Source organism: Marichromatium gracile (assembly GCF_004343155.1).
GTDB classification, from domain to species: Bacteria; Pseudomonadota; Gammaproteobacteria; order Chromatiales; family Chromatiaceae; genus Marichromatium; species Marichromatium gracile.
On the sequence record NZ_SMDC01000009.1, the window covers coordinates 23,803 to 35,140 of the forward strand.

Below are 11,338 nucleotides of genomic sequence, written 5' to 3' on the forward strand. Positions count from 1 at the left end.
TCGGATGCCTCCTGCAATCTCTCTCGTTGTGCTTATCGTGGTCCGTGGCTGTGTCCACGGACGGCGCACACGCTAAATTACGTTTACGCGAACGTCAACTATTGATCTTGTTAACGTAAACGTTAATACTCGCGAACGATGATCCTACAGGGAGGTCGAGGCAATGACGACGGAACGGGCGGAGATCCTCTGGCAACCGGATGCGCATGCGCTCAACGACAGCGTGATGGCACGCTATCGCGACTGGCTCGCGCGCGAGGGCTACGGCAGCTTCAGCGACTATGGGGCACTGCACCAGTGGTCGATCACCCAGACCGAGGCGTTCTGGGAGAGCCTGTGGCGTTTCAGCGGGGTGATCGCCTCGCGCGGCTACACCCGGGTGCTGGCCGACCCCGGGCTGCCGCCGCGCGGCTGGTTCGAGGGCGCACGGCTCAATTTCGCCGAGAACCTGCTGCGTCACGCCCTGCGCCACCCCGATAGCCAGGAGTGCGTGACCGAGGTCGGCGAATCGCGCGCGACCGTGCGGCTCGGGCGCGGCGCCCTGCTCGCCCAGGTCGGCGCCCTGCAGGGCTGGCTGCGCGCCCAGGGCGTCGGCGTCGGCGACCGCGTCGCCGGGGTGGTCGCCAACACCCACGAGGCGCTGGTGGCGATGCTCGCCACCACCGGGCTGGGGGCGATCTGGAGTTCGGCCTCGCCGGACTTCGGCACCGCCGCGATCCTCGATCGCTTCGGCCAGATCCGCCCCAAGGTGCTGCTGACGGTCACCGGCTACCGCTATCAGGGCCGCGACCACGACCGCGGCGCGCAGAACCGCGCCCTCGCCGCAGCGCTGCCGGGGCTGGAGCGGGTGCTCTCGATCGCCCTGCTGCCCGCGAGCGCGCACCCTGACGATCCGGTCTTCGTCCCCTGGGAGCAGGCCCTGGCCGCACACGTCGGCGCCCTCCCCGAGTTCGTCCAGCTGCCGCCCGACCACCCGGTCTATATCCTCTACTCCTCCGGCACCACCGGGGTGCCCAAGTGCATCGTCCACGGCGCCGCGGGGATGCTGCTCAACCACAGCAAGGAGCTGCTGCTGCACGCCGACCTCGGCCCCGGCGACAGCCTCTGCTACTTCACCACCACCGGCTGGATGATGTGGAACTGGATGGCCTCGGCGCTGCTCACCGGGGCGCGGCTGGTGCTCTACGACGGCTCGCCGGCGCAGCCCTCGCTCGAGCGGCTGTGGGCACTGCTGGCGCAGGAGCGGGTGAGCCACTTCGGCACCAGCGCCAAGTATCTCGGCAACTGTCGAAAACAGGGGCTGACCCCGGGCGCCGAGCACGATCTCGCGGCGCTGCGCGTGCTCTTCTCCACCGGCTCACCGTTGCTCGCCGAGGACTACGACTGGGTCTACGAGAGGGTCGGGCGCGGACTGATGCTCAGCTCGATCTCCGGCGGCACCGATATCTGCGGCTGCTTCGTCGGCGGCAGCCCGCTGGTGGCGGTACGTCGCGGCGAGATCCCCTGTCGGCTGCTCGGCGTCGACGTGCGCGCCTTCGACCCCGAGGGGCGCGACACCGAGGGCGCACGCGGCGAGCTGGTCTGTCTCGGCCCGCTGCCGTGCATGCCGGTGGGGTTCTGGGACGACGCCGACAGCAGCCGCTATCGCGACGCCTATTTCAGCCGCTTTCCCGGGGTCTGGGCGCACGGTGATTTCGTCGAGTTCACCGCGCACGGCGGCGCCATCATCCATGGCCGCGCCGACGCCACGCTCAACCCCGGCGGGGTGCGCATCGGCACCGCCGAGCTCTATCGCCAGGTCGAGACCCTGCCCGAGATCGCCGACAGCCTGGTGGTCGGCGCGCCCCTGCCCGACGGCGACGTCGAGGTGCTGCTGCTGGTGGTAATGGCCGAGGGTCACGCGCTCGATGCTGCGATGATCCAGACCATCCGCCAGCGCATCCGCGCCAACGCCAGTCCGCGCCACGTCCCGGCGCGCATCCTCGCCGTCTCCCAGGTGCCCTACACCCGCAGCGGCAAGAAGGTGGAGCTGGCGGTCGCGCGCATGCTCCGGGGAGAGACGGGCGGCGACAACGCCCACGCCCTGGCCAACCCCGAGGCGCTCGCCGAGATCGCCGCAGTGCTCGCCGAGCCGGCGCCGCAGCGGCGCGACACCCCCGCCGCAGCGCTCTGAGGCGGGTCGCGCCAGCGGCACCGCCATACCCCGTGGCGGTGCCGCCTGACGCCCGAGACCGGCGCCCTCCCCCGGCCCAGCACGCCACCACCGAGCATGGCAGCGCCAGCACAAACGCCTTGTGTCCCACCGATCCGGCCATAGTCTCTCACTGGTGACCGTCGGGAGAGAGGGATGTCACCGCCGGCGAGAGCCACGAGACCCCAGAGGCAACAGGGCTCTGGCGCGGACGGATTCTCGACACCCCGATACGCGGCGCGACGAGGCGAGGTCTGCGCAGACAACGCAGCTCCCCGGGCTCGCCGCCGCGCACCCGCCAGGAAACACTCCCCGCCCGCCGTCACCGCGGCCGCAAGACCGGCACACCGGTGCGATCCAGACCTCGGCACTGCAAGGGATACAGCGCATGCCACAGACCAAGCCGGACCATCTGGATCCTCTCGCCCGCCTGGCCTTCATCCTGGTCATGGCCCTGGGAGGGGCGGTCATCCTCGGCTGGCACCTGAAGCTGGCGCCGCTCATCCAGCTCCAGCCCCATCTGGTACCGATGCAGTACAACACCGCGTTGGGGCTCGCGCTGTCCGGCGCAGGGCTGTGGGCACTCCTCGAGGGGCGCCGGCGCACGGCCTCGGGGCTGGCCCTGGCGATCGCACTGATCGGCGCACTGACCCTGCTCCAGGACACCCTGCAGCTCGATCTCGGCATCGATCAGCTGCTGATGGAGCACGACATCACGGTAGCGACCCCGGTCCCCGGCAGGATGGCGCCCAACACCGCCCTGTCCCTGGTGCTCTGCGGCGCCATCATCCTGCTGCTCACCGGTGCCAAGCCGTGGCGCTGGCGACTCGCCGGGGTTCTCGCCGGGGTCCTTGCCGGACTGGGCGCGGTCGCGTTGCTCGGTTACGCCCTCGACATCCCTGCAGCCTACGGCCACGACCACTTCACCGTGATGGCACCGCATACCGCCATCGCCCTGGTGGTGATGGGCGGTGGCTGCATGGCCCTGGTACAAGGCCGACGCGCCCGCGATCAGGGCTGGATCATCGTCGTCATCGCCATCCTGCTCTCGACCTTCACCCTGATCCTCTGGCTGGCGCTGCAGGTGCGTTACCCGATCGAGACCAGCGACCGCGCCGCCACCCTGATGCTGATCTTCGGGCTGGCCATGGCCCTGGCGGTCGCGGGAACGATGAGCCAGTCGATCCGGGCGAAGCGAATCGCCGCCTCGCTGGCCCGCCATATCGCGCGACGTCGCCGGACCGAGGAGACGCTGCGCCGCTTCGAGCTGCTCGCCCGCCACAGCCGCGACATCATCCTGTTCATCCGCCGCGAGGACGGTCGGCTGCTGGAGGTCAACGATGCTGCGGTCGCGAGCTACGGCTACTCCCGCGCGGAGCTGCTGGGCATGACCGTCCATGATCTGCGCGCCTCCAGCACTCAGGCCATCCTACCGGCGCAGATGGCCGAGGCCCACGCCCAGGGGTTGCTGTTCGAGACCGAGCACCGGCGTCGTGACGGCAGCACCTTCCCCGTCGAGGTCAGCTCCCAGGGGGCGCGGGTCGGCGCGATCGACACCCTGATCAGCGTGATCCGCGACATCACCGAGCGCACCCGACTACAAGCAGCGTTGCGCGAACACCAGACCGGGCTGGAACGACTGGTCGAGGCGCGCACCCGCGAGCTGACCCTGGCCAAGGAACAGGCCGAGGCGGCCACCCGCACCAAGTCGGCCTTCCTCGCCAACATGAGCCACGAGATCCGCACCCCGCTGAATGCGGTGCTCGGTCTCGCCTATCTGCTGGAGAGTCGGGATCTGCCCGACGAGGCGCACGATCTGGCACGCAAGATCCACCACTCCGGCCAGAGTCTGCTGACCATCCTCAACGACGTCCTCGACGTCTCCAAGATCGAGTCGGGCAAGATCGAGATCGAGCAGGTGCCCTTCCGACTGGTGACGGTGATCGACAACCTCGCCACCCTGATGGCCGCCACCGCCCGGGAGCGGGGCAAGACGCTCGAGCTCGTCATCGCCCCACCGCACTGCTGTGACTGGCCATTGCGTGGCGATCCGCTGCGTCTGGGGCAGGTGCTGATCAACCTTACCAACAACGCCATCAAGTTCACCGACAGTGGCGTGATCGAGGTCCGCATCGACCCCATCGAGACCGACGCACAGCACATCTGGCTGCGCTTTGCGGTCAAGGACACCGGCATCGGCATCGACGCCGCGACCCAGGCACGGCTGTTCCAGCCCTTCACCCAGGCCGATGTCTCCACCACCCGTCGCTTCGGCGGCTCCGGCCTGGGGCTGATGATCTCGCGCCGAATGGTCGAGCTGATGGACGGCCGCGTAGGGCTCGAGAGCAGACCCGGGGCGGGCAGCACCTTCTGGTTCGAACTCCCCTTCGAGCGTCTCGTCGAACAGGGCTCGGACGCCCCGGCGGCGGCACCAGTGAGGGTGCTGGTGGTCGCCGACGATGCCCGCGTGCGCGACGGCCTGCTGGCCACGGTCACCGCCCTGGGCTGGTCGGGGCACGCGGTGAGCTGCGGCGAGACGGCACTGCGACGGATCGTCGAGGAACCCTCGCTCCAGGGTCCGCAGGCGGTCGTGCTGATCAACCGGCCGGTCGCCGCGGATCATGACCCGAGCACCGCGCGAGCGATCCGCGAGGCGCTGCCCGAGACGCGCCGACCGCTGCTGTTCGTCCTCACCCCACACCCGCTCGAGCAGGCGCGCACGGCCCCCGATGCGCACCTGGTCGACGCCATGCTCGTCAAGCCGCTCGCCCCCTCGCCGTTTCGCGAGGCGGTCGCACGGGTCCGGGGCAGACACTGCGGCCTGACCGAGACGCCCCTGCACACGCCTCGCCCACGGCGACTCGCCGGGCTGCACCTGCTGATCGTCGACGACAGCGAGATCAATCGCGAGGTGGCCTCGCGCATCTTCCTCGACGAGGGCGCACGGGTCAGCGTGGCGAGCGACGGCGAGGAGGCGCTCGACCATCTGATGACACGACCGGAGACGATCGACGCGGTCCTGATGGACGTGCAGATGCCGCGCATGGACGGACACGAGGCGACGCGCCGGATCCGTCGCATCCCGGCGCTCGCCGGCGTTCCGGTGATCGCGCTCACCGCCGGGGCCATGGCCGCACAGCAGGTCTCGGCCCGGGAGGCGGGGATGGATGCCTTCATCTCCAAGCCCTTCGACGTCGAGGAGGCGGTCTGCATCATCCGGCGCACGGTGCAGGCAACGGGCGAGCGGCGACAGACGCCCGAGACACCGGGCGGCGGGCACGCGTCGAACACCATGCCGCCCCCACAAGACCTCCCCGGGCTCGCTCTCGACCACAGCCTGGCGGCGTGGAAGGATGCCGGGACCTATCGACGCTATCTGGACAAGTTCGCCCGCGAGCACGGCGATACCGCACGGCGGATCGCCGAGGCCGACCCGGAGACCGCACTGCGGCTGGCCCATCGTCTCCACGGCGTCGCCGGAAACCTCGGACTCACCGAGGTCGCCGCCTGCGCCGGCAAGATCGAGCGGCTGACCGGCGACCGACACGCGCAGGCGGCGCTCGCCGCGGCGACCACGGCCTTGCAGGCCGCGCTCGCGACCGCGCTCGACTCCATCGCCCGCTATGTCCCCCAGGAACCGTCCGCGCGCTCATCCCGGCCGTCACCGGAGCGCGACAAGACGGCCCCCGCCCCGGCGACCCTCGCGCCACTCCTGCGCACCGCGCTCGCGGCCTTCGCCGACCTCGACATCATCGCCGCCAAGCCCGCCGTGACCGAACTCGCGGGCTCTCTGCCGAGCGAGGACATCGCCCCGCTGCAGACCGCGATCGAGGAGTTCGACGCCAGTGGCGGCGAGACGGCCGCGCGGGCGCTGGCGGCGCGACTGGGACTCGACCTCGAGGCGCGCGCCTGAGCCACCATCCGGCGAAAGCGGGTAAAATATGGCTTTACAAATATACCGAAAACCATATATTAAAGCCCATGAACCTCAAGCCGACGGATCTCTTCGCCGCCCTGGCCAACGACACCCGACTGCGTTGCCTGGTGCTGTTGCGCGAACAGGGCGAGCTGTGCGTCTGCGAGCTGACCCACGCCACCGGCTCGGCGCAGCCACACGTCTCGCGCCACCTCGCCCAGCTGCGCGAGCTGGGGCTGGTCGCCGACCGGCGCGCCGGGCTCTGGGTCTACTACCGCGTCCACCCGGCGCTGCCCGACTGGGCGTGCCGGGTGCTCGACGAGACCGCCGCGGCGGTGCACGGACAGGCCCCCTTCAGCAGTGACGCCGCCAACCTGGCGAGCATGCCGGGGCGTCCCTCGGCACCGCGCTGCGCCTGACAGGCACCGACAGGCATCGAATCGCCACCGATAGCCACCTCAGTTATCGCAGTCGGGGACGGGCGAGGTTCGCGCCGTAATATACAAAAAACCAAATATATGGTTTTCCATAGATCAAGAAACCGCGATCGCACGCCCCAACCGCCATGACACCCGCCCGACACCGGACATCAAGGATCAGATCGAGGATCCCTGCATGAACGCCACCGCCAAGACCGTGCTCGTGCTCTGTACCGGCAACGCCTGCCGCTCGCAGATGGCCGAGGTGCTGCTCAATCACGATCTCGCCGGTCGGGTGTGCGCGCGCTCCGCCGGCACCCGGCCACAGCCCCGGGTCGCCGAGGGGGCCATCGCCGCGCTCGCCGAGGCCGGGCTGCCGACCGCGGGGCTCCATCCCAAGGCGGTCGACACCCTGCTCGACCTGCCCTTCGATCTGGTGGTCAGCGTCTGCGACAACGCCCGCGAGCAGTGCCCGATCTTCCCGCGCCCGGTTCCCCGACTCCACCTCCCCTTCCACGACCCCCACGGCGAGCCGCTGGACGCCTTCATCGCCGTCCGCGACCAGATCCGCGCGCGCCTGGTACCGGCGGTGGCCGAGGCGCTGGGGCTCACCATCACGCCAGCATCGGAGTAAGTCATGTCGGTACCGTGCGAGGTCTCCACCACACAGGCGAGCGGCGCGCCGATGAGCCTCTTCGAGCGCGGTCTGACCCTCTGGGTCGGGCTCTGCATCCTCATCGGCATCGGGCTCGGACAATGGGCGCCCGCGCCCTTCCAGTTTCTCGGCGGACTGGAGGTCGCCCGGGTCAACATCCCGGTGGGTCTGCTGATCTGGGTGATGATCATCCCGATGTTGATGAAGATCGACTTCGGCGCACTCCACCAGGTGCGCGCGCACTGGCGCGGCATCGGCGTCACCCTGTTCGTCAACTGGGCGGTCAAGCCCTTCTCCATGGCGCTGCTCGCCTGGCTGTTCATCCGTGGGCTGTTCGCGCCCTGGCTGCCGGCCGAGCAGCTCGACGCCTATGTCGCCGGGCTCATCCTGCTCGCCGCCGCGCCCTGCACCGCGATGGTCTTCGTGTGGAGCCGGCTGACCGGGGGCGATCCCTACTTCACCCTCTCGCAGGTGGCGCTCAACGACGCCATCATGGTGTTCGCCTTCGCCCCCATCGTCGGGCTGCTGCTGGGACTGTCGTCGATCCTGGTGCCCTGGGAGACGCTGCTGACCTCGGTGGCGCTCTATATCGTGGTGCCGGTGATCATCGCCCAGTGGTGGCGGCGCCGACTGCTGCGCCACGGCAGCGCGCGTTTCGAGGCCACTCTCGAGACCCTCGGCCACGCCTCGATCTTCGCGCTGCTCGCCACCCTGGTGCTGCTGTTCGCCTTCCAGGGACAGGCGATCATCGACGCACCGCTGATCATCCTGCTGCTGGCGGTGCCGATCCTCATCCAGGTCTTCTTCAACTCGGCGCTGGCCTACTGGCTCAATCGCGCCGTCGGCGAGCGTCACAGCGTCGCCTGTCCCTCGGCGCTGATCGGCGCCTCCAACTTCTTCGAGCTGGCCGTCGCCGCGGCCATCGCGCTGTTCGGCTTCGAGTCCGGCGCCGCGCTCGCGACCGTGGTCGGGGTGCTGATCGAGGTGCCGGTGATGCTGCTGGTGGTGCGGGTGGTCAACCGCACCCGGGGGTGGTACGAGCGCGGGGCACGGGTGCGGTCGTGACGCCAGCCGCCAGCCGCCAGCCGCCAGCCGCCAGCCGCCAGCCGCCAGCCGCCAGCCGCCAGCCGCCAGCGACCAGCTTATAGCCTGCGGTGGCGGGACTGGCGCGCATGACCGACGACGACGGACAAGCGGGTCCTGGTGGTTCCTTTCTTCACATTCAGAGACAGGCATGAACATCTCTCCCCATATCCATCCCCACAGCTCACCGCGAGCAGGCACCCATGTTTGAGCAACTCGGTGATCTGGTCGCCTTCGGCCTGCTCGGGCTGGAACCGACCTCGCGCAGCGGCGCGGCGGTGCAGTTCTTCGTCATGGACGTGGCCAAGATCTTCGTCCTGCTGGTGTTGGTGATCTATGTCATGGGGCTGTTGCGCGCCATGTTGTCCCCGGAGCGGGTGCGCGCCTTCGTGCGTGGCCGACCGGACTGGCAGGCGCGCGGCATGGCCGTCACCCTGGGCGCGGTGACGCCCTTCTGCTCGTGCTCGTCGGTGCCGCTGTTCATCGGCTTCGTCGAGGCCGGCATCCCGCTCGGGGTGACCTTCTCCTTTCTCATCGCCAGCCCGATGATCAACGAGGTCGCCGCCGTCATCCTGGTCGGTGTCCTGGGCTGGAAGCTCGCGTCGCTCTATGTGCTCGCCGGGCTGCTCGTGGCCTGGTTCGGCGGACTCGCCATGCAGGCCTTCCGGCCCGAACGCTGGGTCGAGGACTATGTGTGGAAGATCCGCATGGGCGAGACGGCCATGGCCGAGCCCGATACCAGCCTGCGCGGGCGTCACCGCTACGCGCTCGGCGAGGTACGCGAGATCGTCGGGCGGATCTGGCGCTGGGTGCTGCTCGGCATCGGTGTCGGCGCCCTCTTCCACGGCTTCGTCCCCGCCGCCTGGGTGACCGAGCACCTGGGCGGGGACGACTGGTTCAGCGTGCCGGCGGCGGTGCTGCTGGGCATCCCGCTCTATGCCAACGCCACCGGCGTCATCCCGGTGGCCGAGGCGATGCTGACCAAGGGCGTGGCGATCGGCACCACCCTGGCGCTGATGATGAGTGTTGCGGCGCTGTCGCTGCCGGAGCTGCTGATCCTGCGCAAGGTCATCCGTTGGCCAGCCCTGGCGCTGTTCGCCACGGTGCTGGCCGTCGCCTTCACCCTGGTCGGGTGGGGCTTCAATCTGATCGCATGAGGAGACACACATGAAGACGTTCAAGGTGCTGGGCGGCGGCTGCCGCAACTGCGAGGTCACGGCCGAGGCGATCACGCGCGCCGCGGCCGAGGCGGGCGTCGAGATCGCGCTGGAGAAGGTCACCGACATGGCCGAGATCCTCGGCTACGGCGTCATGTCGACGCCCGGCGTGGTGCTCGACGGCGAGGTGGTACACAGCGGCGGCGTACCGCGGGCCGATCAGGTGCGCGCCTGGGTCTCGGGCTGACCGGCCCGGGGCGGCGCGCCGGCGAACATCACTCGATCCTTGCCCGCCGACTTGGCCCGGTACATGGCCGCGTCGGCGAGCTGGAACAGCTCGGTGAGATGGCCGGCGTCGTGCGGATAGAGCGCCACGCCGATGCTCGCCGAGACCCGTTGCCCCTCCCAGTCGCCCGCGGCGATCCGCCGGCGGATGTCCTCGAGGATCGCGCGCGCCGTCTCGGGGTCGGGCAGTTCGCTCAGCAGCAGCCCGAACTCATCGCCGCCGATGCGCCCGGCAAGATCGCCCGAGGTGGTGCGCAACTGCCCCACCAGCACCTCGGCGACGAAGCGCAGTACCGCGTCGCCGGCCAGGTGGCCCTGGGTATCGTTGATCGCCTTGAAGCCGTCGAGATCGATCACGCAGAGCGCGAAACAGCGCCGGTGGCGCGCGGCGCGCTCGATCTCGAGCGTGGCGCGCTCCTCGAAGGCGATGCGGTTGGCCATCCCGGTGAGCGCGTCGGTACGCGCCATCCGCTCGAGCTGAAGCAACTGCGCGCGCCGGTTGTCGTAGAGCGCGACCATCGCCTGCACCGCAGCGGCGAGCACCCCAAGCAACAACAGCCCAAGTAGCCCGATGACCACCGTCGGCGTCATCGCCGCGCGCTCATAGAGCGCACGCGGGACGAAGGCCAGGGTGTACCACTGCAACGGCAGGACCGCCTCGCTCATCGTCGCCCCGCCACCGCAGGGCGCCGAGTGCACCGGATAGTCGACGCGCAGCGGCTCGACGCGGTGAAAGGCGAAGAACCCGGCGGCGGTACGCACCTCGCCCCGATCGACCCGCGCCATCTCTTGCCACACCCGAGGGAAGCGCACCTGCATCCGTTGGCGCGCGCGCTCGGGCAGCATGAACCCCCAGCGCATCTCTGCCTCCGGCGCGAGCAGCCAATACCCCTCGCAGTTGACCAGCATCGGCTGCGTGGGGTTGCCCCGGCCGACATCCTCGAGCCGCTCCAGCAGCCGCCCGGCGAGATAGTGGATGACGACCAGCCCGCGATTGCGCCCGGCGGCGTCGATCACCGGGGTCGCCAGGCGCAGGATCGGCACGAAGGGGCGCGCGATCCGGCCCTCGGCGACGTCGAGGTCCAACGCCGAGACATAGATCTCGTTGGCGTTCAGCGCGAGTGCGGCCGTATCGAACCAGGTCTCCGCGCCGCGTCCGGCGATGATGATCCGCGGCGTGCCCTCGGCGTCGAGTTCGACCCGCACCCGCTCGCGACCGCGCGCGTCGAGCAGACGGATCTGTTGATACAGCCCGGAGTAGCGCAGCCGCGCGGCGTATTCGCGCGCGATGCGATCGAGCAGCGCCTCGTCGCCGCCCTCGAGATAGCGCTGCAGCTCGTTCTGGCGCGAGAGTGTCAGCACATCGGAGACCACATAGTCGAGCTTGTTCTCGAGCAACCGCTCCTGCTCCTCCACGCTGGCGATCGCCGTGGCGTCGAGCTCGCGAGACAGGCTATCGACCTGCCACTGCCACACCAGCACCAACAGCACGACCAGCACCCCGGCGAGCAGCGCGTAGGTCAACAGGAACAGCCACCGCGCCGAGAGCGGCGCGCGTTCGCCGTCGCCGTCGGCGCGGTCGGTGGCGGACTCCGACGTCCGCGGGCTGTGCTGCGCGAATGTCCGCATCGA

General features: G+C 69.7%; 8 protein-coding genes. 7 read left to right on the forward strand and 1 reads right to left on the reverse strand.

The window, feature by feature from the left end:
- Positions 1 to 163: 163 nt before the first annotated feature.
- The 7 genes from EDC29_RS12545 (at position 164) to EDC29_RS12580 (ending at position 9,668) form a co-directional block, all read left to right on the forward strand.
- Positions 164 to 2,173: an acetoacetate--CoA ligase gene (locus tag EDC29_RS12545; protein ID WP_132230161.1), complete on the forward strand. Its 2,010-nt coding sequence runs from the start codon at positions 164 to 166 to the stop codon at positions 2,171 to 2,173.
- Positions 2,174 to 2,579: 406 nt separating this feature from the next.
- Positions 2,580 to 6,104 (forward strand): ATP-binding protein, encoded by a 3,525-nt coding sequence (locus tag EDC29_RS12550; protein ID WP_132230163.1) that lies wholly within the window; start codon positions 2,580 to 2,582, stop codon positions 6,102 to 6,104.
- 68 nt (positions 6,105 to 6,172) lie between these two features.
- On the forward strand, positions 6,173 to 6,526 hold the full coding sequence (locus EDC29_RS12555; RefSeq protein WP_132230165.1) for a metalloregulator ArsR/SmtB family transcription factor: 354 nt from the start codon (positions 6,173 to 6,175) through the stop codon (positions 6,524 to 6,526).
- A 196-nt stretch (positions 6,527 to 6,722) separates the two neighbouring features.
- A complete protein-coding gene (locus EDC29_RS12560) occupies positions 6,723 to 7,160 on the forward strand; it encodes an arsenate reductase ArsC (RefSeq protein WP_132230167.1) in 438 nt (145 codons plus the stop codon).
- Positions 7,161 to 7,163: 3 nt separating this feature from the next.
- Positions 7,164 to 8,246 carry an ACR3 family arsenite efflux transporter gene (gene arsB / locus EDC29_RS12565; RefSeq protein WP_132230181.1) on the forward strand — a complete coding sequence of 361 codons (1,083 nt, stop codon included), beginning with the start codon at positions 7,164 to 7,166 and terminating at the stop codon, positions 8,244 to 8,246.
- Positions 8,247 to 8,467: 221 nt separating this feature from the next.
- Positions 8,468 to 9,421, forward strand: a complete 954-nt coding sequence (locus EDC29_RS12575) for a permease (RefSeq protein WP_132230184.1) — start codon at positions 8,468 to 8,470, stop codon at positions 9,419 to 9,421.
- 10 nt (positions 9,422 to 9,431) lie between these two features.
- Complete coding sequence (locus EDC29_RS12580; protein ID WP_132230185.1) at positions 9,432 to 9,668, forward strand: thioredoxin family protein; 237 nt, start codon at positions 9,432 to 9,434, stop codon at positions 9,666 to 9,668.
- On the opposite strand, the gene EDC29_RS12585 is transcribed toward EDC29_RS12580, so the two are convergent.
- Positions 9,641 to 11,335: a GGDEF domain-containing protein gene (locus EDC29_RS12585; RefSeq protein WP_165913516.1), complete on the reverse strand. Its 1,695-nt coding sequence runs from the start codon at positions 11,333 to 11,335 to the stop codon at positions 9,641 to 9,643. The genes EDC29_RS12580 and EDC29_RS12585 overlap by 28 nt on opposite strands.
- Positions 11,336 to 11,338 lie beyond the last annotated feature (3 nt).